Here is a 23,965-nt window from a genome sequence, read left to right on the forward strand (position 1 = left end):
TCCTCAGATCACGATCAGGTCGGCTTGCAACGCGCCGGCCTGCTTCAGGGCTTCGAGGATCGCCATCAGGTCGCTCGGCGCCGCGCCGACCTGGTTCACCGCGCGGACGATCTCATCCAGCGTGGTGCCCGGGCCGAACTTGAACATCGGCTTGGCTTCCTGCTCGGCATTGACCCGCGAGCGCGGCACCACGGCGGTCTGACCGTTGGAGAACGGCCCCGGCTGGCTGACGATCGGGTCTTCGGTGATGGTCACGGTCAGGCTGCCGTGGGTTACCGCCGCCGGCGAGACCTTGACGTTCTGGCCGATGACGATGGTACCGGTGCGCGAGTTGATGATGACCTTGGCCACCGCCTGACCCGGATCGATCTCCAGGTTCTCGAGGATGGACAGGTAGTCCACGCGCTGGCTCGGGTCCATCGGCGCGGTGACCCGCACTGAGCCGCCATCGACGGCCTGGGCTACACCCGGGCCGAGCAGTTCGTTGACCTTGTCGACGATGCGCTTGGCGGTGGTGAAGTCCGGGCGGTTGAGGTTCAGGGTCAGGCTGTTGCCCTGATTGAAGCCACTCGGCACCGCGCGCTCGACCGACGCGCCGCCGGGAATGCGACCGGCCGACGGGACGTTGACGGTGATCTTCGAGCCGTCGCGACCTTCGGCGTCAAAACCACCGACCACCAGGTTGCCCTGGGCGATGGCGTAGACGTTGCCGTCGATACCCTTGAGCGGCGTCATCAGCAGGCTGCCGCCGCGCAGGCTCTTGGAGTTACCAATCGACGACACGGTGATATCGACCACCTGACCCGGCTTGGCAAAGGCCGGCAGGTCGGCATGCACCGACACTGCGGCGACGTTCTTCAACTGCACGTTGCCCGACCCTGGCGGCACCTTGATACCGAACTGCGACAGCATGTTGTTGAAGGTCTGCAGGGTGAACGGGGTCTGGGTGGTCTGGTCACCGGTACCGTTCAGGCCCACCACCAGGCCGTAGCCGATCAGCTGGTTGGCACGCACGCCGGAAATGCTGGCGATATCCTTCAGCCGCTCGGCGTGGGCGCCGAAGGCACAGGACAGAAGTAGTGTCGCGGCAATCAACCGCCTAGCGTTGAACATGGTCATCCGTACTCAGAAAGGCCAGAGCGGGCTGATGAAGAAGCGGTCCAGCCAACCGGGCTGGCTGGCATCGGCGAATGAGCCGGTGCCCGAATAGGTGATGCGCGCATCGGCCACGCGGGTGGACGGCACGGTGTTGTCGGTGGCGATGTCATCGGCGCGCACCAGGCCGGCAATGCGCACCAGCTCTTCGCCGGTATTCAGGGTCATCCACTTCTCGCCACGCACGGCGATGATGCCGTTGGGCAGCACCTCAGCCACGGTGACGGTGATCGAGCCGGTCAGGGTGTTACCCTGGGTGGCCTTGCTGTCACCTTTGGTGGAGCGGTCACCGCTGTAGCCGGCCTCGAGGGTGAGGTCGCCACTGCCCAGCGGGTTGTTGGTGTTGGGCACGGTACCGAACAGCGAAGTCAGGCCGATGTCGGCCTTGCTGTTCTTCTGGATCTGGGAACCTGCGTTCTTGCTCGCCGAGGTGCGCTCGTTGAGGGTGATGGTGATGATGTCACCAACCCGGAACGCCTTGCGATCGGTATACAGGCCCTGCTCGAAGCCGGCCTGATAGATCGAGCCGTTGTTGGCCGCTGCCGGCAACGGGGTGCGCGGCAGGACCGGCGCGTAGTACGGATCGTTGGGCTTGGGCGTCGGCGCGACGCAACCGGCCAACGACACCGCCCCCCCCAGGGCGAAAACGGACAACAGACGTTTCATGACTCTTACCTCTAGGCGAAACAGGCGCCGCAACAGCGAGCGGATGGTCAGCGGCCCGCACTCGGCGGGCCGCCAGGGCTTACAGTTGCTGGGTGACGAACGACAGCATCTTGTCGGCGGCGGAGATGACCTTGGAGTTCATCTCGTAGGCGCGCTGGGTGGTGATCATGTTCACCAGCTCTTCGACGGTGCTGACGTTGGACGCCTCCAGCATCTGCTGCTCGGTGGTGCCAAAGCCGTTCAGGCCCGGCGTGCCGACCTGCGGCGCGCCGCTGGCGGCGGTCTCGAAGAACAGGTTGCCGCCGATGGCCTGCAGACCGGCCGGGTTGATGAAATCGGCGGTCTGGATGTTGCCGATAACCTGCGAGGCCGGGTTGCCCGCAGTGGTGATCGACACGGTGCCGTCCTTGCCGACGGTGAAGGTCTGCGCGTCCGGCGGCACGACGATGGCCGGTTCCAGGGCGAAGCCGTTGGCGGTGACGATCTGGCCGTCGGAGTTCAGGTGGAAGGTACCGTCACGGGTGTACGACACGGTGCCGTCGGGCTGCAGGATCTGGAAGAAACCGCGACCGTTGACCGCCATGTCCAGCGGGTTTTCGGTGGTCTGCAGGCTGCCGGCGGTGAAGCTCTTCTGGGTGCCGACGATGCGCACACCGGTACCGACCTGCAGGCCCGAAGGCAGCTCGCTGTCCTGGGTGGATTGCGCACCAGGCTGACGCTTGATCTGGTAGAGCAGATCCTGGAACTCGGCGCGATCACGCTTGAAGCCGGTGGTCGAGACGTTGGCCAGGTTGTTGGAGATGACCGCGAGGTTGGTGTCCTGGGCGGACAGGCCGGTTTTAGCGACCCAAAGAGCCGGAAGCATTTAGTGTTCTCCTCGTGCGCCTGTTTTACGGCACCCGTTCAAATGTAATTAGCCGATTTGCAAAACCCGAGCCATGGCTTCATCGCCTTCCTTGGCCGCGTTCATCATCTTGACGTGCAGTTCGAACTGGCGGGACAGCGCCAGCACCGAGGTCATTTCCTCGACGGCGTTGACGTTGCTCGACTCCAGGAAACCGGACACCACCCGCACGTTGACATCGGCGTCGGCTGGCTGGCCGCTGGTAGTGCGGATCATGCCGTCCAGACCCTTGGTGAGCCCCTTGATGTCCGGATTGACCAGCTTGATCCGGTCGACCTCGGCCATCACCCGCGGATCCTCGCCCATGGCGCGAATGCTGATGGTGCCGTCGTCACCGACCTCGACCTTCTGCTCCGGCGGAATGGCGATGGGGCCGCCATTGCCGATCACCGGCATGCCGTTGCCGGCGCGCAGCACGCCCAGGGCGTCGATGTTCAGGCTGCCGGTACGCACGTAGGCTTCGCTGCCGTCCGGCGCCTGCACGGCGATGAAACCCTTGCCGGCAACCGCCACATCCAGTTCGCGACCGGTCTCGACCAGGGCCCCTTCGCTGAAGTCGGTGGCCGGGCGCTCGGTCATGGCGAAGGCGCGCGCCGGAAAGCTGTCGCCAAACACCGGCATCGAACGCGCCTGCTCCAGGTCACGCTGGAAGCCGTTGGTGGAAACGTTCGCCAGGTTGTTGGCATGGGCCTTCTGCGCCAGCGCGTTCTGGCTGGCGCCGGTCATGGCCACATAAAGCATCTTGTCCACAGCATCTCCTCTACGCGAACCTTGCCGCGCTATCGTTGGCAAGGGTAAAGCAAATATCGAACCAAGCTGACGCAACCCTTTTAATACGGGGCATCCAGAGCCACGCAAAGGTCACAAGCGTCAGTTTGTCGGCGAATGTTTGCCGCAGGCGGCAACACCCCGTCAGTTGTTCCGGCACGCGCCATTGTTATAGGGCCCGGAATGGCGCTTCCAGCCCTCGCCCGGATCGGTGGCCGAGCACATGTAACGCCCGGTCGCCAGGCTTTGCCATTGATACCAGGGCGCCGGCGCGGCACGCAGCGAGAGCGCGGCCAACAGTGCGCTCGTCACCACCACAAGTAGCGACAGTCTCTTCATGGCATCACCCTCCGTTATGTGCCAGACGTGAAAAAGCCCCCGCAAGCAGGGGCTTTTTCACGCCACGATCATCAGGTCATCTGGATGATGGTCTGCATGATGGTGCTTTCGGTGGAAATGGTCTTGGCGTTGGCCTGGTAGTTGCTCTGCGCCTTGATCAGGTTGACCAGCTCACCGGTCAGGTCGACGTTGGAGTCTTCCAGGGAGCTGCCGGCGATGCGCCCCAGGGTACCGGTGTCCGGCTCGCCGATGATCGGCACGCCCGAAGCGTAGGACTCTTTCCAGGCGGTGCCACCGACCGGTGTCAGCCCCTGCAGGTTGGCGAAGTTGGCGATCACCACCTGACCGATGACCTTGTTCTGGCCGTTGGTGAAGTTGGCGAACATGTTGCCGCTCTGGTCCACGGTCAGGCCGGCAAGCTCACCGGTGGCGTAGCCGTCCTGGTCCTTGGCGGTGGTGGCCGAGGCCGCGTTGTACTGAGTGGTGGCCAGCATGTCCAGGGTGACGCCGCCAGTGCGCGCGGTGGCGCCGTTGCCTACCCAGGCACCTGCGGCATTCTTCTCGGCCGGCACCCAGTTGGTCAGCTGGAAGGTCTTGTCGGCAGCGATGGTCAAGCCACCCGTAACCGTGCCGGCCGTCATGGCGGCGGTATCCAGCTTGCCCCCGGAGGTGAACGGCAGCTTGTTGGCCAGCGGTGTGGTCAGAGCCGGGTTGGCCGGATTGCGGCCATCGATGGTGGTGTACATGGTCCAGGAGTTGGTACCGGCATCCTTGACGAAGTACTGGTTCATCTGGTGCTCGTTACCCTGGCTGTCGTAGACCGGGGTATTGAAGGTGTAGTTGTAGCTCTTGACGTTGGTCGGGTCGAACGGAGAAACCGTCGGCGCGGCATCGCTGGAGTTCAGGTTGACGGTTTCGGAAATGCGACCGGTCGGTTTCGGCGACAGGTTGGAAGTATCGATCTTCAGGTTGGTCAGCGAGCCCTGGATGACCTTGCCGTTCTCATCCACCGGATAACCCTGCAGGTTGGCACCGCCGGCATTGACCACATAGCCTTCCTTGTCGCTGTAGAAGGCGCCAGCACGGGTGTAGATACGCGAGCCGTTGTCGTTCAGGGCAAAGAAGCCGTTGCCGTCGATGGCCATGTCCAGCGCCTGGCCGGTGCCATTGATGTTGCCCGGATTGAACATCTGCGAGACCGCCATGGTCTTCACACCGCTGCCCACCTGGGTCTTGCCGCCGGCGGTGCCGCGGATGGACTGCGAATACTGGTCGCCGAACTCGGCGCGCGACGATTTGAAGCCAGAAGTGGCGACGTTGGCAATGTTGTTGCCGGTAACGTTCAGAGCCTTGTTCGCCGCGTAGAGACCGCTAAGGCCGATATTGAAAGACATTTACTCGCTCCTTGTGCCGATGCTGCGGCGTTAGATTCCGATGGTGGTTACTTTGGAGATGCCGACTTTGCCGATACCGGCCAGGTCGAGCATCATCTCGCTGCCGTTCTGGAAGCTGACACTGTTGACCTTGGCGGGCAGCAGCGTGGCCAGCGTCTTGGCCTTGCCGTCGACCTTGGTCTCGGCGCTGAAGGTGTAAGTGCCCGGCTCGACCACCTCGCCCTTTTCGTTCTTGCCGTCCCAGATGAAGTCGGCGGTACCAGCCTTGCGCGCACCCAGGTCGATGGTCTTGACCACGTTGCCATCCTTGTCCTTGATGCTGACCTTGCCTTCGGTGATGTTCGACGGCACCACGACCTGGCCATTGAAGCTCTTGGTGGTGTCGACCACCGCCTTGTCGCTCGACACGATCACCGAGCGACCGACCAGCGAGGTGGCCTGCAGTGCCTGGGACGAACCGATGCCGGTGAGGATGCCGTCGACCGACTCCTTCAGCGACTGGATGCCTTCGAGACTGCTGAACTGGGCCAACTGCGCGACGAACTCGCCGTTGTCCTGGGGATCCAGCGGGTTCTGGTTCTTCATCTGCGTCACCAGCAACTGCAGGAACGCATCCTTGCCCAGCGCGCTGCCGGCCTGGCCGGTGCTGGCGTTGTTCTTGTTGGCAGGCTTCTGCAGCGAATCCAGATAGCCACTGCCGACCTTGGTATCGGTATTGGTGGTAGTCATTACGGCTCCCTGCTTACTGACCCAGGGTCAGCACTTTCTGCATCATGTTCTTGGCGGTGTTCATCAGCTCGGCGTTGGTCTGGAACGCGCGGCTGGCAGAGATCATGTCAGCCATCTCCTCGACCACGTTGACGTTCGGGTAGTAGACGTAGCCGTCCTTGTTCGCCGCCGGGTGATTCGGCTCGTAGCGGGCCTCGAGATTGCTCTGATCCTCGATGATGCCCTTGACCTGGACGCCCTGCCCCGCCTCGCCCTGATCCTCGAACAGCAACTGGCCCGCGCCGCCCTGGGCCTGCTGGAAAGTGGTGGCGAACACCGGGTGGCGGGCGCGGTAGGTCTGGTCGATGCTCGAGGACACCGTCTCGGCGTTGGCGATGTTCGAAGCGACGGTGTTCAGGCGCGTGTTCTGCGCGCTCATGCCGCTACCGGCGATGTTGAAGACACTGGCAAGGGACATGGTCACTCTCCACGCAGGGCCGATACCAGCCCTTTGAATTTACTGTTGAGCAGGGTGAAGCTGGCCTGGAAGCCAACGGCGTTTTCGGTGTAGTTCGATTGCTCGATCTGCGCGTCCACGGTGTTCTGGTCGATCGACGGTTGCATCGGGGTGCGGTACTGCAGCGTGTCGTCCATCATCGCCAGACCTTCGGCCTCGATGTGGCGATTGTTGGTACGGTCCAGGGCGATGCGCCCGTTCTGCTGCTTGTCGGCCTCGGCGGCGAGCACCGACGAGAAATCCATGTCGCGCGCCTTGTAGTTCGGCGTATCGGCGTTGGCGATGTTGTTGGCCAGCACCTCGGCACGCTGGGCGCGGAAGCCCAATGCCTTTTCGTGGATGCCGAGCGCCTTGTCGAAGCTGATGCTCATATCGGGGAAACCTTCAGAGGTTGACCAGAGTTTCGTTGGCTTAGGCTTTAGCAAGGGCTGTGCCAACCACCACAACCCCGATAAACAGGGGCCCAACGGGCTCAGCACAGGATGGGCATGCCAGAAAAGCGGCAAAGTGCTTCCGCTTCGCACGCAACAAGCGGCAATTGCCAGGCGGCAAAAGCGGCAAAACAAAAAATTGACGTCAAACAATCATGTCCATTAGCCATCATTCGCGGTAGGATTCGCGCCCCGCGCAGCGCTGTGGCACGAAGCCACCCTTCTCGAAAGCCAATGGTTTCTACCCACGCATGGATGCGCGACGACTTTTTACTGTTTTCCAAGGATAGAAGCCGTGGCTTTGCCAACCTTCCGCAAGACCCTCCTCACCCTGGCCATCAGCGCCGCGCCCCTGCCCTCCCTGGCTCAGACCGTCACTCTGAACGACAGTGGGTTTCGCAGCGAACACCAGGTCATCAACGACGACCTGGCGTTTGCCGGCAGCTTCACCGGCCAGGACAAGAGCGCCATCCACCTGTTCGACACCCGGGTCATGGGTGACCTCACCTTCAACAGCGCCATCAACGACAACGACCAGACGGTCATCGCCACGACACAGGATAGTGATGGCATCCACCTCGCCAGCAGCAACCTGAGCGGCGAACTGTTCCAACTCGGCAACGTCAAGACCACCAGCAGTGGTGGTGCCGCCCTGCGCCTGCGGGCCAGCACCCTTGACGGCGACCTGCGCAACCTGGGCCAGCTGAAATCCACCGCTGGCGCCTTCGCAGTCAGCGGCGTGCAGAACCACGGCATTGACCTGGCCTCCCCCAACACCGGCACCACGCTGATCAGGGGCGACGTGATCAATGCCGAGGGGGCGCTCATCGAGGCTTCCTCGCCTGTAGCGCGCGCCATCAACGTGGCCGGCGCCAACCTGGAGGGCAAGGTCATCAACCGCGGCACCATCCGTGCGAGCGGCAGCAACGCCATCGGCATCCTGGCCACATCCAGCCCCGACAGCCGCGGGATCAGCGCCGTGCTTGCCGGCGTCGAGAACCACGGCGAGCTCTTTGCCGGCAGCGAGGGCATCGTGCTCGATGGCGCGACCCTGACCGACACGTTCGGGCAGCACGTCATAAACACCGGCCGGATCACGACCAGCGGCACCGCCATCAGAATCGGCAATGTCGCCCTCGATGGCCCTGGCATGCAGCCCTGGCAGAAGGCCAATGGCGACCTCAACATCTACAACAGCGGCGGTATCTGGGCCGACGTCGCCATCGACGCCAGCGCGAGCAACCATCCGGTCGAGCTGATCCTGCGCGAAGGCAGCGAGACCTATGGCACCCTGAGCGGAATAGCCAACATCGAAGTCGAGGGCGACAGCACCTACGGCACCACCGTCATCAACCGCGGCAGTGCCGACATCCGCCTGGTGAACGATGGCTGGATCGATGTCGGCAGCGCCGGCGATCCTGCCGTCACGCTCCACTTCGACTCCGACCACACCCGCATCGACGGCAACCTGCGCGTGGCCGACAACTCGGCGCTGGGCCTGCTGCTCTCCGAGATGACCGCCCCCAACGAGGCGATCGTCAAGGTCAGCGGCACCACCGAATTCGGCCAGAACACCAGGATCGCCCTGACCCCCGAAGGCGATGATTTCCAGGTCGGCGGCACGCGCTACCTGCTGCTCGAGGCCGGCCAGGTGAAGGTGCTCGACGCCAGCGGCACCCCCAAGGTCGTCAGCACCTCGGCGATGCTCAACGTCACGAGCAGCACCCTCGAGGACAACAAGGTCTATGCCGTCGTCAGCACCCAGCCCACTGAGCGCCTCGAACAGATCGTGGCCGGACAAGGGGGCGACAGCAACGCGCGTCAAGCCCTGGGCAACCTGGCCGAGGCCGGCCTGCTGGCACGCCTGGGCAAGCAGGATCCGCTGTTCCTCGCTGCCGCCGGCGCCGACGAGGCTCGACTGGCCAGGCTCGCCGAGCAACTGGCACCGGACGTCAGCGACGGCGCCCGCCAGGCCGCCATGGCCAGCCAGCGACTGATCGGCAACGCCATCGCCAGCCGCTCCAGCAGCCTGCGCGCCCCCCACGCCAGCGAAGCACGCCGCGCCTCCGGCGCGTGGATGCAGTCGCTGTACAGCGACGCCAGCCAGCAGCAGCGCGATGGCATTGCCGGCTATAACGCCTACAGCCGCGGCATGGCGGTCGGCGCCGATGCCCAGCTTGACGGCCAGTTCACGCTCGGCGCGGCCTACAGCTTCATCGACAGCGACATCAACGGCAAACGCGGCAACAAGACCCAGGTACAGAGCCATGCCTTCTCGCTGTATGGCAGCTACACCCTGGACAACTACTTCGTCGACGCCAGCCTGACCTACGGCTTCAACGACAACGAAGGCAAGCGCGAGGTCGCCGGCACCCGGGCCAAGTCGGACTATGACAGCAACCTGCTGGGCCTGAACCTGGTGGGCGGCTACAGCTGGCAGCTGAATCCGCGACTGCTGGTCGAACCACGCCTGGCGGCGCGCTACAGCCGCGTCGACATCGACAGCTTCAACGAGAAAGGCTCGTCGGCCGCGCTCAAGGTCGAGGCACAACACTACGAGGCCATCGAATTGGGCGCCGGCGTGCGCGTGGCCAGCCAACTGCCGCTCGGTGCCGGCACCCTGGAGCCGCAGCTGAAGGTGATGGCGTATCACGACTTTGCCGCCGACCCCGTGCAGAACACCACGACCTTCGTGCTTGGCAGCACACCCTTCGTGAGCCACGGCGCCAGCGTGGCGCGCAACAGCTACGAGGCCGGCCTGGGGGCGGACTACAAGCTGGGGGCAGTGAGCGTCGGTGCCAGCTATGACTACGTGGGCAAATCGGGCTTCGATGCCGACGTGTTCTCGGCAAGGTTGCGCTACGCGTTCTGACGCGCCATCGCAGGCAAGCCCGCAGTAAAAACAAAAAGGCCGGTATCGCAGGATACCGGCCTTTTTTTGCCCAGCTTTACTTGGCCTGGTAGATGATCCCCGGGCTGCACTGGACCATCTGGTAGTGGTCCGGCAGGCCGTTGAGCGCCTCGGACGCGCCGAGGAACAGGTAGCCACCGGGCTTGAGGGTGCCGTGAATGCGCATGAGGATGTCCTTCTTGACCTGGGCCGAGAAGTAGATCAGCACATTGCGGCAGAACACGATGTCGAACTTGCCCAGCGGCGCATAGCTGTCGAGCAGGTTGTACGAACGGAACTCGACGCGACTGCGGATCGGCGACTTGATCGCCCAGCGCCCCGGACCCTTGGGGTCGAAGTAGCGCTGCAGGCGCTCCTGCGACAAGCCACGGGCGATGGCCAGGCTGTCGTACTCGCCGGTCTTGCAGTTGTTGAGCATGGCGCCGGACAGGTCGGTGGCGACAATCTGCGCGCCCATCTTCAACTGGCCGAGGTTGGTGCGCTCGAACTCGTCGATCGACATCGAGATCGAATACGGCTCCTGCCCCGACGAACAGGCCGCCGACCAGATGCGCAGGCGTTGGCCAGGGTTGTTCTTGATGAACTCCGGGATCACCTTGCTCTTGAGTACCTCGAACGGGTACGTGTCGCGGAACCACAGCGTCTCGTTGGTGGTCATGGCATCGACCACCTGCTCGCGCAAGCCACTGCGTGGCTGAGTCTGGATGCGCTGCACCAGTTCGCCCAGCGACTTGATGCCCTGTTGCTCCATCAGCTTGTTGAGACGGCTGGAGACCAGGTACTGCTTATTCTCGCCCAGCAGGATGCCACAGGCTTTCTCCAGGAATACCCGGAACTGTTCGAAATCCAAATTACCCGTAGACAATGCTGCCGCCTCTTCTTAAATCGCTAGCGCCGGGGACGAGCCCCGGCCGTTTCAATGACTCGCCTTGATCCGATCGACCACGCGCTGGGCGAGGTCATCCGGCCTGAACTTGGCCAGGAAGTCATCGGCACCGACCTTCTTGACCATCGCCTGATTGAATACCCCGGACAGCGAAGTATGCAGGCAGATGTGCAGCTTTTGCATGCGTGGATCGCTGCGGATCTCCGCCGTGAGGGTATAGCCGTCCATTTCCGGCATTTCAATATCCGAGATCATCATGAGGAACTCTTCCTCAGGACGCTTGCCCTCGTCCACCAGCTTGCGCAGGTAGTCCAGGGCCTGACGGCCGTCGTTGAGCGCCACCACCTCGACACCCACGGTCTGCAGGCAACGGCTGACCTGCTTGCGCGCCACCGACGAATCATCGACCGTCAGCACCCGCAGCATCACCGCCTTGTCCTGCACCTCGGCATCGATCACGCCATCGGACACCGACTCGGACGACGGCGCTACCTCGGCCAGCACCTTCTCCACATCGATGATTTCGACCATGCGATTGTCGACCCGGGTCACGGCGGTCAGGTAGTGATCGCGTCCGGTACCCTTGGGTGGCGGATGGATCTCTTCCCAGTTCATGTTGACGATGCGCTCGACCGAGTGCACCAGGAAGCCCTGGGTCTTGGTGTTGTACTCGGTGATAATCACGAAACTATTGCGCGTTTCTTCCTTCAGCTGCGGAAGGCCGGTGGCCATCGACAGGTCCAGGATCGGGATGGTCGCTCCCCGAATGTTGGCCACGCCGCGCACCACCGGATGAGACCTGGGCAGCAGCGTCAGGTCCGGGCACTGCAGCACCTCCCGTACCTTGAACACATTGATGCCATAGAGCTGATCGCCATTGAGGCGAAACAACAGCAGCTCCAGGCGATTCTGCCCCACCAGTTGCGTGCGCTGGTTGACCGAATCCATCACTCCAGCCATGCCAGACTCCTTCAACGATTGCCTATGTACCAAATCGGCACGGGCTTTGCTTTTTTGAACGCCATGTACACGAAAACGACAAATTTCCGACGACTGACGCGCCTGTTGACCGGCTCACTGGCCGCCCTGTGCCTGCTGGCACCCGGCATTCGTACGCTGGCGGACTCTTTTACCTTGCCTGAACAGCTTATCGGTGTCACTCAAGGGTTTCTTGAATTCACCGTAGAGGATTATCTGGCGACCACCCAGACCCCGGGCCGCTACGAAATCCAGGTCAATACCCTGGACCCGCGCCTGCGCATGCCCCAGTGCAGCCAGCAGCTGGACGCCTCGCTGGAGAGTTCGACGCCGCTCGGGCGGGTCACGGTACGGGTACGCTGCGACGGCGCCGCGCCCTGGACGGTGTTCGTCCCGGCCCAGGTGCGCCTGCTGCGCGACGTGGTGGTCATGACTCGCCCGCTCAAGCGCGAAAGCGTGGTGGGCGAAGGCGATGTGGCCATGCGCGAACGCGATGTCGGCAGCCTCGGCCCGGGCTACCTGACCCAGCTCGACCAAGCCGTGGGCATGAAACTGCTGCGCCCCACCGTGCTCGACCAGGTACTGACCCAACAGCACCTGGAACAGGCCGAAGTGGTGCGCAAGGGTGACCATGTGGTGATCATCGCCCGCAGCGGCAGCCTGAGCGTGCGCATGCCGGGCGAGGCGCTGGACAAGGGCGGCCTGCAGACACAGATCCGCGTGCGCAACCTGAATTCCAAGCGCGTGGTCAAGGCGCGGGTCACAGGCCCGGGCCAGGTCGAAGTGGCCATGTAGAAACACCCCGTGTCGGGATAATGACAGAACGCTGGCGATGTGGAACCGCGCCCCCTAAACTGTGTCACAGATCGGGTTGCGCACCTGTGCTGAGAGGCCCTGATGCATTCACACCTAAAGTTTTGCTCAGGCTGGCCGAAAACCAGGCATGCGTCCTAATTCCCAGGGGTTCTGAACATGGTCATCGACTTCAGTCGTCTCAACAACTCTCCGTCCGTCACGGGCGGCGTTCGCGGCAATGCCGCGCCAGGCAACGCCGAAAAAACCGGCGAAGCCAGTGAAGCGCCAAAGCGCGCCAATGCCAGCGGAGAAGCGGTACACCTGAGCCCAGAGGCCCAGCAATTGCAGAAGATCAGCGACAAGCTGCGCGATCAGCCGACCGTCAACAGCGCCCGCGTGGCCGAGTTGAAACAGGCCATCGCAGATGGCAGCTACAAGGTCGATGCCGACCGGGTCGCCAGCAAACTGCTTGATTTCGAAGCCCAGCGCTGACCTTCAGGCGCGCTGACTTCAAGGACGCAACACGCCAAGAGTTAGCCATGCACGACACTACCCTGCTGCAACTGATTGAAAACGACATCGCGCCGACGCAGGAACTGCTCGAGCTTCTACAGAACGAAGCGATAGCCCTGCACGGCCGGGACATGATGGCCCTGGAGCAAATCCTGGCCCGTAAACAGTCGTTGATCATCTTGCTTGAACAGCAGGGCAAGCGGCGCAGCCAGCTGCTCCTCGAACTCGGCCTGAGCGCCGACCGCGAGGGGGCCCAGGCGCTGGCCGCACAGTCGAGCAATGGCGAGGCCATCATGAGCCGGCTCGATGCGCTGGGCGAGCTGATGGATGCCTGCCGGCAGGTCAACGAGACCAATGGTCGGATCATCCAGGTGCAGCAGCAGACCACGGCGAACCAGATCAGAATCCTTCAGGGCGGCGATTCTCCGTCGCTCTACGACAGCCGTGGCGGCACCTCGCCAATGGCCAAGCCCCGCGCAATCAGCCAAGTGTGATTAGTTCTATCTTATTTGTATCAAGACACGGAGCATACTGGCAAAATGCCGTAACTTGCGTGTGCCGTTTTGCCTGGAGATTGATAACCCGTGTTCAATGAATCCGATGCTCCCCAGCCACCAAAGGTGCTGACCACCCCTTTGGAGATCACGGCCAACTTGCGCCAGTTGCTGGATAGCCACGACCCGCTGATCATCAGCTTCCACGAGCGCAGCCAGCGGTTCCAGAGCTATGTGGTGCATGTCGACCGGGACAACGGCGTCCTGGCACTGGATGAAATGATCCCCCGCGACGGTGAAAAATACATCGAGAACGGCGAAGCGTTCCGTGTCGAAGGCTTCCATGACGGCGTGCGCATCGCCTGGGAGTCCAGTACACCGCTGACCATCACCGAGATCGACGGCCACCGCTGCTACCGCGGCCCGCTGCCCGAGGAAGTGACCTATCACCAGCGCCGCAACGCCTTTCGCGCCGCGCTGAAGCTGTCGCAACTGGTCGACATCACCCTCGACGGCGCCCACCTCAAGGGCAACGGCGCCCTGCGCGGCAAACTGCTGGACATCTCCGCCACCGGCTGCAAGCTGCGTTTCGACGGCAACGTCGAGGACCGCCTGCAACTGGGCCAGGTCTACGAGCGCTTCAAGGCCGGCAACCCACTGGGGCTGACCGACACCCTGGTCGAACTGCGCCACCTGCACTTCGAGGAACGCATCAACACCACCTTCGCCGGGGTGCGCTTCCATAACCTCAATGGCCAGGCACAGCGCAAGATCGAGAGTTTCGTCTACCAGCTGCAACGCGAGGCGCGGCGGTTCGACAAAGACGACTATTGAGCGTCGCCAGGACATGAAAAACGCCACCCCATGGGTGGCGTTTTTTATTCAAGGCACTAGGATTTGCTCACCTCGCCCTCCCGCTCCGCGCCAACATCCTCTTCGGTATCCTCCGCCGCCACCGGCGCCTGCATCACGTCCTGCACGGTCTGCTCGTCCACCCGAGGGTCAAGGGCCGCCGACAAGGGCGAGCCCGCCGCCGGCATGGCCACGTGCCCCAGCGGCGCATCCTGGACCTGGTGCAGCCCGGTGACCGCCTTGGGCCGGATACGCCAGACCAGCACCAGGGCGAAGAACACGAAGAAGGCATACAGCATCTGCGCGCCCAGCAACTTCATCAACACCCCGGCCGCCAACGGCCCGATGCAGGCGCCCACGCCATAGGTGACCAGCAGCATCGCCGTCAGCGAAACCCGCCGCTCGCTTTCCACATGGTCGTTGGAGAACGCCACCGCCAGCGGATACAGGCAGAACTGCAGCAGCGATATGACGAAGCCGATGCCGAACAACAGCGCCAACGGCACGCCCGGCAGGATCGCCAGCGGCGCCGAGGCCAGGGCCAGGCCGATCGCCACGCCACGGATCAGCACGGCGCGATCATAGCGGTCGGACAACCAGCCCAGCGGCCACTGCACCAAGAGACCGGCAAAAATGCAGCTGCCCATGAACAGGCCAATCTGTTCGGTGGACAGCCCCTGGCTGGATGCATACAGCGGCGCCAAGCCATAGAACGAACCGACGATAAGGCCCGAGCCGAGCACCGTGGACAACGACTGCGGCACGCGCTTGATGAAGAACTTCGGCTCCATCGGCGCCGGCCGCAACGGCGCGGGGTGGATGCGCCGGGTCATGGCCACCGGCACCAGGCACAGGGCAAAGCACATCGCCACCAGCATCAGCAATTCAGGCCCCAATTGCGGATGCACCACCAGGATCAACTGACCCAGCACCAGCCCAAGATACGAGGCGATCATGTAGCCGCTGAACACCGCGCCGCGATGCTTGGCATCGGCCTGCTCGTTGAGCCAGCTCTCGATGACCATGTACTGGCACATCATCCCCAGGCCGACGATCATGCGCAGCCCGACCCAGGCCGGCAGCCAGCTGGTCAGCCCGTGCCCGAGCACCGCCGCGCCGACGATGCCGGCACAGGTTGCATAGGCGCGAATATGCCCGACCCGGCCGATCAGCCGGTGCCCGACCTTGCCGCCCACCGCCAGGCCGAAGTAGTTGGCCGCCATCAGCGCGCCGATCCACAGGCTGTCGACATGGTCGGCGGCCAGGCGCAGGGCCAGGTAGGTACTGAGCAGGCCCGAACCGATCAGCATCATCAGGGCGGCGAAGTACAACGACTGAAACGGCTTCCAGATATTTCGCATACGTCCCGTCAAGCTCCTTGATCTGGTGGCGCGGGGTTGCCGCCAAGCATAAAAGCAAATCCACCGCGGCGCAGGCCCCCGACAGCGAAATCGGCCGCCGGAGGCGCATCCAGTAGCGGTCGTGTCGCGCTCAGGCTTGCGCGGCCAGCACGCGGCGCTCCCAGGGCGTGATCTCATCGAAGAAATCGCTCAGCTCCAGGGTCTTGGTGGCGATGTAGCCTTCGATGAACTCCCTGCCGAACAGTTCCCGCGCCAGGTTGCTGCGCTTGAGGCGCTCCAGCGCGGCGTGCAGGGTGCAAGGCAGGCTCAGGTGCTCGGGGACTTCAAACTCGCCCTGGATCGCCGGCGTCGGCGCGATCTGCCGCTCGATGCCATGCAGGCCGGCGGCGAGGCTCGCGGCGAGTGCCAGGTAGGGGTTGGCGTCGGCGCCCGGCAGGCGGTTCTCCACCCGCCGTGCCGCAGGCGAGCTGGCCGGGATGCGCAGGCCCGCGGCGCGATTGTCCTCGGACCAGCAGGCGTTGTTTGGCGACGCATAGGGGTGGCACAGCCGCTGGTAGGAATTGACGTTCGGCGCGAACAGCACGGTGAAGTCGGCCAGGCAGGCCTGCAGCCCACCGATGAAATGGTGGAAGGTGTCGGTCGCCCTGCCCTGTTCGTCGCTGAACACGTTGCGCCCGCTGGCGCTGTCGACCAGGCTCTGGTGGATATGCATCGAGCTACCGGGCGTGTGCGCCAGCGGCTTGGCCATGCACACAACGGTCAAGCCATGCTTGAGCGCGACCTCCTTGAGCAGGTGCTTGAACAGGAAGGTCTGGTCGGCCAGCAGCAACGGATCACCGTGCAGCAGGTTGATCTCGAACTGGCTAACGCCCATCTCGTGCATGAAGGTGTCGCGAGGCAGGCCCAGCGCCGCCATGCAGCGGTACACCTCGTTGAAGAACGGGCGCAGGCCGTTGTTGGAGCTGACACTGAAGGCCGAATGGCCCATTTCCCGACGCCCGTCCTTGCCCACTGGCGGTTGGAACGGCTGGGTCGGGTCGCTGTTGGCGGCAAACACGAAGAATTCCAGCTCCGTCGCCACCACCGGCGCCAGCCCGCGCTCGGCATAGCGGGCGATCACCGCCTTGAGTTGCCCACGGCTGGACAACCCCGAGGGCGTGCCGTCGAGCTCTACCGCGTCGCAGATCGCCAGTGCCCGAGGCTCGTCGCTCCAGGGCAGGCGGTGGATCTGTGAGGGCTCGGCCACCAGCGCCAGGTCGCCGTCGTCGCTGCCGTAGTACTTCGCCGCCGGGTAGCCGCCCATGATGCACTGCAGCAGGACCCCGCGGGCCATCTGCAGACGGCGACCCTCGAGGAAGCCCTCGGCGGTCATCACCTTGCCGCGGGGCACGCCGTTGAGGTCGGGGGTGACGCACTCGATTTCATCGATGCCCTTCAGAAACGCTGCCTGGTTGCGCGGACCTTCGGTCGTCATGACGCTGTCCTTCTTGTTGTGTTCGCATGCCGGGAATGGCAACGATCACAACATAGGCCGAGGGTGTTTAAAATATCAAGCACCCCAGGGACCGTGGAGCCTTCTTCGCGGGTAACCCGCTCCCACAGGAACCAGGCCAGCCTTCAGGGCAAAGGTGAACCTGTGGGAACAACTGTCTTGCTCAATTTTTAGAATCTGGCGTGATCTCTGTAGGAGCGGCCTTGTGTCGCGAAAGGGCTGCGAAGCAGCCCCGGGATTTCAGCGTTGTTGCAAAGATCGCCGGGGCCGCTTTGCGGCCCTTTCGCGACACAAGGCCGCTCCTACAGGTTGGCGTAGTACCTGTGGGGGTTTACCCGCGAAAGGGCCAGCCCAGGTTACTGCTCACGCAGTGTCATGCCATTGGCCGGCAACGGCAGCGCGGTCTTGTAGCGCACCTGCTTCAAGGCAAAGCTTGAGCGAATGTTCGCCACCCCGGGCAAGCGCGTGAGGTAATCGAGGAAGCGCTCCAGCGCCTGGATACTCGGCAGCAGCACCCGCAGCAGGTAATCCGGATCCCCGGTCATCAGGTAGCACTCCATGACCTCCGGACGCTCGGCGATCTCCTCCTCGAAGCGGTGCAACGACTGCTCCACCTGCTTCTCCAGGCTGACGTGGATGAACACATTCACATCCAGCCCCAGCGCCTCGGGCGACAGCAGCGTGACCTGCTGGCGGATCACCCCCAGCTCCTCCATGGCCTTGACCCGGTTGAAGCACGGCGTGGGCGACAGGTTGACCGAGCGCGCAAGCTCCGCGTTGGTGATCCGGGCGTTTTCCTGCAGGCTGTTGAGGATGCCGATATCCGTTCGATCCAGTTTACGCATGAGAGAAATTGACCTGGTTTTTGTGTTTGTACGGAATGTTTATCTGCGTCGCCGGACAAAGGCAATGAACTTGAGAGAAAAATTCTCCTGCCGTCCCCCTATGATGTAAAAAGACGCTGACCTGCCAGTCACAAGCAGGCAGTCAGCAGCGGCCGCTTCAAAGCTCACAAAAACAACATTCGAGCGAGCGTAAAAAGCATGAACGAGTACGCCCCCCTGCGTCTGCATGTGCCCGAGCCTACAGGCCGGCCAGGCTGCCAGACCGATTTCTCCTACCTGCGCCTGAACGACGCCGGTCAAGTCCGTAAACCCCCTATCGATGTGGAGCCTGCCGACACGGCGGACCTCTCCTACAGCCTCGTGCGCGTGCTCAACGAGCACGGCGACGCCGTCGGCCCCTGGGCCGAGGGCATCGAGCCGCAGGTGCTGCGCCAGGGCATGCACGCCATGCTCAAGACGCGCATCTTCGACAGCCGCATGGTGGTCGCCCAGCGCCAGAAGAAGATGTCCTTCTACATGCAGAGCCTGGGCGAGGAAGCCATCGGCAGCGGCCAGGCCCTGGCCCTGAACCGCACCGACATGTGCTTCCCCACCTACCGCCAGCAGAGCATCCTGATGGCCCGCGAGGTGTCGCTGGTGGACATGATCTGCCAGCTGCTGTCCAACACCCGTGACCCGCTCAAGGGCCGCCAGCTGCCGATCATGTACTCGGTGCGCGAAGCCGGCTTCTTCACCATCAGCGGCAACCTGGCCACCCAGTTCGTCCAGGCGGTCGGCTGGGCCATGGCCTCGGCGATCAAGGGCGATACCAAGATCGCCTCGGCATGGATCGGCGACGGCGCCACCGCCGAGTCCGACTTCCACACCGCCCTGACCTTCGCCCACGTCTACCGCGCCCCGGTGATCCTCAACGTGGTCAACAACCAGTGGGCGATCTCGACCTTCCAGGCCATCGCCGGTGGCGAGTCGACCACCTTCGCCGGTCGTGGCGTGGGTTGCGGCATCGCCTCGCTGCGGGTCGACGGCAACGATTTCATCGCTGTCTACGCCGCCTCGCGCTGGGCCGCCGAACGCGCCCGCCGCGGCCTGGGCCCGACGCTGATCGAGTGGGTCACCTACCGCGCCGGCCCGCACTCGACCTCGGACGACCCGTCCAAGTACCGCCCGGCCGACGACTGGAGCCACTTCCCGCTGGGCGATCCGATCGCCCGCCTCAAGCAGCACCTGATCAAGCTCGGCCACTGGTCCGAGGAAGAGCACCAGGCGGTCACCGCCGAGCTCGAGGCCGAGGTGATCAAGGCACAGAAGGACGCCGAGCAGTTCGGCACCCTGAGCAATGGCCATATCCCCAGCGCCGCCTCGATGTTCGAGGACGTGTACAAGGAAATGCCCGACCACCTGCGCCGTCAGCGCCAGGAACTGGGGGTCTGAGATGAACGATCACAACAACAGCATCCATCTGGAAAACGCCATGTCCACCACCACCATGACCATGATCCAGGCCCTGCGCTCGGCCATGGATGTCATGCTTGAGCGCGATGACAACGTGGTGGTCTATGGCCAGGACGTTGGCTACTTCGGCGGCGTGTTCCGCTGCACCGAAGGTCTGCAGACCAAGTACGGCAAGTCCCGCGTGTTCGACGCTCCGATCTCCGAGAGCGGCATCGTCGGCACCGCCGTGGGCATGGGCGCCTACGGCCTGCGTCCGGTGGTCGAGATCCAGTTCGCCGACTACTTCTACCCCGCCTCCGACCAGATCGTCTCGGAGATGGCCCGCCTGCGCTATCGCTCGGCCGGCGAATTCATCTCGCCGCTGACCCTGCGCATGCCCTGCGGTGGCGGCATCTACGGCGGCCAGACCCACAGCCAGAGCCCCGAGGCGATGTTCACCCAGGTTTGCGGCCTGCGCACCGTCATGCCGTCCAACCCGTACGACGCCAAGGGCCTGCTGATCGCCTCGATCGAATGCGACGACCCGGTGATCTTCCTCGAGCCCAAGCGCCTGTACAACGGCCCGTTCGACGGCCACCACGACCGTCCGGTAACCCCGTGGTCCAAGCACCCGCACAGTGCCGTGCCGGATGGCTACTACACGGTGCCGCTGGACAAGGCGGCGATCACCCGTCCGGGCAACGACGTCACCGTGCTGACCTACGGCACCACCGTGTATGTCTCGCAGGTGGCCGCCGAGGAAAGCGGCGTCGACGCCGAGGTCATCGACCTGCGCAGCCTGTGGCCGTTGGACCTGGAAACCATCGTCGCGTCGGTGAAGAAGACCGGCCGCTGCGTGGTCGTGCACGAGGCCACCCGCACCTGCGGCTTCGGCGCCGAACTGGTGTCGCTGGTCCAGGAGCACTGCTTCCATCACCTCGAGGCGCCCATCGAGCGCGTCACCGGCTGGGATACCCCCTACCCCCACGCACAGGAATGGGCCTACTTCCCCGGCCCTTCGCGGGTAGGCGCGGCACTGAAACGGGTCATGGAGGTCTGAATGGGCACGCACGTCATCAAGATGCCGGACATCGGTGAAGGCATCGCGCAAGTCGAGTTGGTGGAATGGTTCGTCAAGGTCGGCGACATGATCGCCGAGGACCAGGTGGTGGCCGATGTCATGACTGACAAGGCCACCGTGGAAATCCCCTCGCCGGTCAGCGGCAAGGTGCTGGCCCTGGGCGGCCAGCCGGGCGAAGTGATGGCGGTCGGCAGCGAGCTGATCCGCATCGAGGTCGAAGGCAGCGGCAACCATGTCGACACGCCACAGGCCAAGCCGGTTGAGCCGGAAGCCGCGCCGGTCAAGGCCGTGGTCGAGCCCGAGCCACGCATCGAGGCACAACCCCAGGCTGCCGCAGCCCATGCCGCCGCGCCTATCGTGCCGCGTGAAGCCCACGACAAGCCACTGGCTTCCCCGGCCGTGCGCAAGCGCGCCCTGGACGCCGGAATCGAGCTGCGCTACGTGCATGGCAGCGGCCCGGCCGGGCGCATCCTGCATGAAGACCTCGACGCCTTCATCAGCAAGCCGCAGACCAGCGCCGGCCAGGCACCGGGCGGCTACGGCAAGCGCACCGACAGCGAGCAGGTACCGGTGATCGGCCTGCGCCGCAAGATCGCCCAGCGCATGCAGGACGCCAAGCGTCGCGTCGCCCACTTCAGCTACGTCGAGGAAATCGACGTCACCAACCTGGAAGCCTTGCGCCAGCAGCTCAACGCCAAGTACGGCGACAGCCGTGGCAAGCTGACCCTGCTGCCGTTCCTGGTGCGCGCCATGGTCGTCGCCCTGCGCGACTTCCCGCAGATCAACGCCACCTACGACGACGAAGCCCAGGTCATCACCCGTCACGGCGCGGTGCACGTCGGCATCGCCACCCAGGGCGACAACGGCCTGATGGTGCCGGTACTGCGCCACGCCGAGGCCGGCAACCTGTGGAGCAACGCCGGCGAGATCGCCCGCGTGGCCCACGCCGCGCGCAACAACAAGGCCACTCGCGAAGAACTGTCCGGCTCGACCATCACCCTGACCAGCCTCGGCGCCCTGGGCGGCATCGTCAGCACCCCGGTGGTCAACACCCCGGAAGTGGCGATCGTCGGCGTCAACCGCATGGTCGAACGGCCGGTGGTGATCGACGGCCAGATCGTCGTGCGCAAGATGATGAACCTGTCCAGTTCGTTCGACCACCGCGTGGTCGACGGCATGGATGCCGCCCTGTTCATCCAGGCCGTGCGCGGCCTGCTGGAACAGCCCGCCTGCCTGTTCGTGGAGTGATCATGCAAGAGCTCATCAACACCACCCTGCTGATCATCGGCGGCGGCCCCGGCGGCTACGTGGCCGCCATCCGCGCCGGGCAACTGGGCATCCCCACCGTGCTGGTCGAAGGCCAGGCCCTGGGCGGCACCTGCCTGAACATCGGCTGCATTCCCTCGAAGGCGCTGATCCATGTGGCCGAACAGTTCCACCAGGCCAGCCGCTACACCGAGCCTTCGCCACTGGGCATCAGCGTGGCCTCGCCGCGCCTGGACATCACCCGCAGCGTCGAGTGGAAGGACGGCATCGTCGACCGCCTCACCAGCGGTGTCGCCGCCCTGCTGAAAAAGCACGGTGTGAAGGTGATCCATGGCTGGGCGAAGATCCTCGACGGCAAGAGCGTCGAGGTCGACGGCCAGCGCATCCAGTGCGAGCACCTGCTGCTGGCCACCGGGTCGAACAGCGTCGAACTGCCGATGCTGCCGATCGGCGGGCCGATCATCTCGTCCACCGAGGCCTTGGCGCCCAAGGCGCTGCCCCAGCACCTGGTGGTGGTTGGTGGCGGCTACATCGGCCTGGAACTGGGTATCGCCTACCGCAAGCTCGGCGCCAAGGTCAGCGTGGTGGAAGCCCGCGAACGCATCCTGCCGACCTACGACGCCGAACTCACCGCGCCGGTGGCCGACTCGATCAAGAAACTCGGCATCGCCCTGTATCTGGGTCACAGCGTCGAAGGCTATGCCGACGGCTGCCTGCTGGCCAGCGACGGCCAGGGTGGGCAACTGCGCCTGGAGGCTGACCAGGTGCTGGTGGCCGTGGGTCGCCGCCCACGCACCCAAGGCTTCGGCCTGGAAAGCCTGGACCTGAAGATGAACGGCGCGGCCATCGCCATCGACGAGCGCTGCCAGACCAGCATGCGCAACGTCTGGGCCATCGGCGACGTGGCCGGCGAGCCGATGCTGGCGCACCGGGCCATGGCCCAGGGCGAGATGGTCGCCGAGATCATCGCCGGCAAGAGCCGACGCTTCGAACCGAGCGCGATCGCCGCGGTGTGCTTCACCGACCCGGAAGTGGTGGTGGTCGGGCAGACCCCGGAGCAGGCCGGCCAGCAGGGCGTTGACTGCATCGTCGCGCAGTTCCCCTTCGCCGCCAACGGTCGGGCCATGAGCCTGGAATCGAAGACCGGCTTCGTGCGCGTGGTGGCCCGCCGCGACAACCACCTGATCCTCGGCTGGCAGGCCGTGGGCGTGGCGGTGTCGGAACTGTCCACCGCCTTCGCCCAGTCGCTGGAGATGGGCGCTCGCCTGGAAGACATCGCCGGCACCATCCACGCCCACCCGACCCTGGGTGAGGCGGTGCAGGAAGCGGCGCTGCGCGCCCTGGGCCACGCCCTGCACATCTGACCTGACACTGAAGCGGCAATCGCCGATTTGACCCGCTGCGCCCCTGGCGCCGCGGGTCTTTTTTCATTCGGCGACAGCGCCGTCACTTGCAGCGTGTTTGCCGCAAGCGGCAATTCTCTTCCCTTGCCGGGCAAGTCCCTTCCGGGCGACAGACAGTCGAAACAGTCCTGACAGCCTGTTTTACCCCTATGCATTGCTGGCACAGCTTTTGCCCCTTTCGTCGCGCTCTCAAGATCCATTCATGGAGGAAACATGCTTATCACAGCGAACGGCCTGGGTTGGCAGGCCGTGCAACAACAGCAGCGCAGCGGTAATGATCCGTCTGCGGCGCAGCCGTTCCCGTTCCAGCTGGTCTCGGCCAGCGGCAAAGCTTCGGCGCAGCAGAACAGCCAGGGCAGCACCTCGCAACAACACGCCGAGGACAACCGCAAGGAAGCTTTCTCCAAGCTCATGGTCATGCTGCAGAACCCCGACACGGCGAAGCATGGGCAGACCAGCGTGGGCAAGCAGGAAGCATCCGGCGCCTTGCAGGAGTTCCGCGACTACATGAGCAAGTCACCGGCGGAGAAGATCAGGGAAAAGCTGCTTGCCGAGCTTGGCCTGACCGAGGAGGAGTACGACGCACTGCCGCCCGAACGGAAAATGATGATCGACCAACAGATCGCCCAACGTCTGCAGGAGGAGGCCGAGATGAAGACCCAGGCCAGGCTCGTGCAACAGGCACAGAGCGAGCAGGCCGCCAGCCAGGCACTTGGCGACCTGAACCCGGCGGATGTCCGGGACATCGAAAAACGTTACACCGCCAAGCTCTGAC

The 23,965-nt window shown here is 64.1% G+C and carries 24 protein-coding genes; 10 read left to right on the plus strand and 14 right to left on the minus strand.

Features of this window, described 5'->3' with window-relative positions; genetic code table 11:
• Positions 1–3: 3 nt before the first annotated feature.
• The 9 genes from V0R62_RS00815 to flgB all read right to left on the minus strand — a co-directional run bounded on the left by V0R62_RS00815 (position 4) and on the right by flgB (position 6,822).
• Complete coding sequence (locus V0R62_RS00815) at positions 4–1,113, minus strand: flagellar basal body P-ring protein FlgI (RefSeq protein ID WP_408005613.1); 1,110 nt, start codon at positions 1,111–1,113, stop codon at positions 4–6.
• Between the two features lie 12 nt (positions 1,114–1,125).
• The gene (gene flgH / locus V0R62_RS00820; RefSeq protein ID WP_279882097.1) at positions 1,126–1,821 is read right to left on the minus strand and encodes a flagellar basal body L-ring protein FlgH; all 696 of its coding nucleotides are present in this window, start codon (positions 1,819–1,821) and stop codon (positions 1,126–1,128) included.
• Positions 1,822–1,900: 79 nt separating this feature from the next.
• Positions 1,901–2,686 (minus strand): flagellar basal-body rod protein FlgG, encoded by a 786-nt coding sequence (gene flgG / locus V0R62_RS00825; RefSeq protein ID WP_330102335.1) that lies wholly within the window; start codon positions 2,684–2,686, stop codon positions 1,901–1,903.
• Between the two features lie 48 nt (positions 2,687–2,734).
• A complete protein-coding gene (flgF, locus tag V0R62_RS00830; protein WP_110738589.1) occupies positions 2,735–3,475 on the minus strand; it encodes a flagellar basal-body rod protein FlgF in 741 nt (246 codons plus the stop codon).
• Between the two features lie 162 nt (positions 3,476–3,637).
• Positions 3,638–3,832, minus strand: a complete 195-nt coding sequence (locus V0R62_RS00835) for a hypothetical protein (RefSeq protein ID WP_330102336.1) — start codon at positions 3,830–3,832, stop codon at positions 3,638–3,640.
• Positions 3,833–3,903: 71 nt separating this feature from the next.
• Complete coding sequence (flgE, locus tag V0R62_RS00840; protein ID WP_330102337.1) at positions 3,904–5,226, minus strand: flagellar hook protein FlgE; 1,323 nt, start codon at positions 5,224–5,226, stop codon at positions 3,904–3,906.
• Between the two features lie 30 nt (positions 5,227–5,256).
• The gene (flgD, locus tag V0R62_RS00845; RefSeq protein ID WP_330102338.1) at positions 5,257–5,955 is read right to left on the minus strand and encodes a flagellar hook assembly protein FlgD; all 699 of its coding nucleotides are present in this window, start codon (positions 5,953–5,955) and stop codon (positions 5,257–5,259) included.
• Positions 5,956–5,968: 13 nt separating this feature from the next.
• Positions 5,969–6,412, minus strand: coding sequence for a flagellar basal body rod protein FlgC (flgC, locus tag V0R62_RS00850; RefSeq protein WP_330102339.1), 444 nt, complete (start codon positions 6,410–6,412; stop codon positions 5,969–5,971).
• Positions 6,413–6,414: 2 nt separating this feature from the next.
• Positions 6,415–6,822: a flagellar basal body rod protein FlgB gene (flgB, locus tag V0R62_RS00855; RefSeq protein ID WP_330102340.1), complete on the minus strand. Its 408-nt coding sequence runs from the start codon at positions 6,820–6,822 to the stop codon at positions 6,415–6,417.
• Between the two features lie 355 nt (positions 6,823–7,177).
• Here flgB and V0R62_RS00860 point away from each other — a divergent pair, with 355 nt between their 5' ends.
• On the plus strand, positions 7,178–9,754 hold the full coding sequence (locus V0R62_RS00860; protein WP_330102341.1) for an autotransporter family protein: 2,577 nt from the start codon (positions 7,178–7,180) through the stop codon (positions 9,752–9,754).
• Between the two features lie 76 nt (positions 9,755–9,830).
• On the opposite strand, the gene cheR is transcribed toward V0R62_RS00860, so the two are convergent.
• Positions 9,831–10,658 carry a protein-glutamate O-methyltransferase CheR gene (cheR, locus tag V0R62_RS00865; RefSeq protein WP_050706713.1) on the minus strand — a complete coding sequence of 276 codons (828 nt, stop codon included), beginning with the start codon at positions 10,656–10,658 and terminating at the stop codon, positions 9,831–9,833.
• A 51-nt stretch (positions 10,659–10,709) separates the two neighbouring features.
• Positions 10,710–11,639, minus strand: coding sequence for a chemotaxis protein CheV (locus V0R62_RS00870; protein WP_050706714.1), 930 nt, complete (start codon positions 11,637–11,639; stop codon positions 10,710–10,712).
• A gap of 63 nt (positions 11,640–11,702) precedes the next feature.
• Here V0R62_RS00870 and flgA point away from each other — a divergent pair, with 63 nt between their 5' ends.
• The 4 genes from flgA (at position 11,703) to V0R62_RS00890 (ending at position 14,293) form a co-directional block, all read left to right on the plus strand.
• Positions 11,703–12,452 carry a flagellar basal body P-ring formation chaperone FlgA gene (gene flgA, locus V0R62_RS00875; protein ID WP_330102342.1) on the plus strand — a complete coding sequence of 250 codons (750 nt, stop codon included), beginning with the start codon at positions 11,703–11,705 and terminating at the stop codon, positions 12,450–12,452.
• Positions 12,453–12,629: 177 nt separating this feature from the next.
• Positions 12,630–12,944 (plus strand): flagellar biosynthesis anti-sigma factor FlgM, encoded by a 315-nt coding sequence (flgM, locus tag V0R62_RS00880; protein ID WP_330102343.1) that lies wholly within the window; start codon positions 12,630–12,632, stop codon positions 12,942–12,944.
• 47 nt (positions 12,945–12,991) lie between these two features.
• The gene (locus V0R62_RS00885; RefSeq protein WP_110738595.1) at positions 12,992–13,459 is read left to right on the plus strand and encodes a flagella synthesis protein FlgN; all 468 of its coding nucleotides are present in this window, start codon (positions 12,992–12,994) and stop codon (positions 13,457–13,459) included.
• A gap of 90 nt (positions 13,460–13,549) precedes the next feature.
• Positions 13,550–14,293 (plus strand): flagellar brake protein, encoded by a 744-nt coding sequence (locus tag V0R62_RS00890; RefSeq protein ID WP_330102344.1) that lies wholly within the window; start codon positions 13,550–13,552, stop codon positions 14,291–14,293.
• A 56-nt stretch (positions 14,294–14,349) separates the two neighbouring features.
• Here V0R62_RS00890 and V0R62_RS00895 read toward each other — a convergent pair whose 3' ends face one another.
• The 3 genes from V0R62_RS00895 to bkdR form a co-directional block, all read right to left on the minus strand.
• Complete coding sequence (locus V0R62_RS00895; RefSeq protein ID WP_330102345.1) at positions 14,350–15,672, minus strand: MFS transporter; 1,323 nt, start codon at positions 15,670–15,672, stop codon at positions 14,350–14,352.
• Between the two features lie 130 nt (positions 15,673–15,802).
• On the minus strand, positions 15,803–17,044 hold the full coding sequence (locus V0R62_RS00900) for a glutamine synthetase family protein (RefSeq protein WP_330102415.1): 1,242 nt from the start codon (positions 17,042–17,044) through the stop codon (positions 15,803–15,805).
• Positions 17,045–17,520: 476 nt separating this feature from the next.
• Positions 17,521–18,009, minus strand: coding sequence for a Bkd operon transcriptional regulator BkdR (bkdR, locus tag V0R62_RS00905; protein WP_028691050.1), 489 nt, complete (start codon positions 18,007–18,009; stop codon positions 17,521–17,523).
• A 198-nt stretch (positions 18,010–18,207) separates the two neighbouring features.
• Between bkdR and V0R62_RS00910 the strand changes: the two genes are divergently transcribed.
• The 5 genes from V0R62_RS00910 (at position 18,208) to V0R62_RS00930 (ending at position 23,964) form a co-directional block, all read left to right on the plus strand.
• On the plus strand, positions 18,208–19,440 hold the full coding sequence (locus V0R62_RS00910; RefSeq protein ID WP_186714871.1) for a 3-methyl-2-oxobutanoate dehydrogenase (2-methylpropanoyl-transferring) subunit alpha: 1,233 nt from the start codon (positions 18,208–18,210) through the stop codon (positions 19,438–19,440).
• A gap of 1 nt (position 19,441) precedes the next feature.
• Positions 19,442–20,500 (plus strand): alpha-ketoacid dehydrogenase subunit beta, encoded by a 1,059-nt coding sequence (locus V0R62_RS00915; RefSeq protein WP_062574761.1) that lies wholly within the window; start codon positions 19,442–19,444, stop codon positions 20,498–20,500.
• Entirely contained in the window at positions 20,501–21,769 is a 1,269-nt protein-coding gene (locus tag V0R62_RS00920) for a dihydrolipoamide acetyltransferase family protein (protein WP_330102346.1), read from the plus strand. It begins immediately after the preceding gene.
• Between the two features lie 2 nt (positions 21,770–21,771).
• Positions 21,772–23,151, plus strand: a complete 1,380-nt coding sequence (lpdA, locus tag V0R62_RS00925) for a dihydrolipoyl dehydrogenase (protein ID WP_330102347.1) — start codon at positions 21,772–21,774, stop codon at positions 23,149–23,151.
• Between the two features lie 252 nt (positions 23,152–23,403).
• Positions 23,404–23,964: a hypothetical protein gene (locus tag V0R62_RS00930; RefSeq protein WP_330102348.1), complete on the plus strand. Its 561-nt coding sequence runs from the start codon at positions 23,404–23,406 to the stop codon at positions 23,962–23,964.
• Position 23,965: the final 1 nt, after the last annotated feature.

This window comes from Pseudomonas carassii (genome assembly GCF_036324045.1).
Taxonomy (GTDB): domain Bacteria; phylum Pseudomonadota; class Gammaproteobacteria; order Pseudomonadales; family Pseudomonadaceae; genus Aquipseudomonas; species Aquipseudomonas peradeniyensis.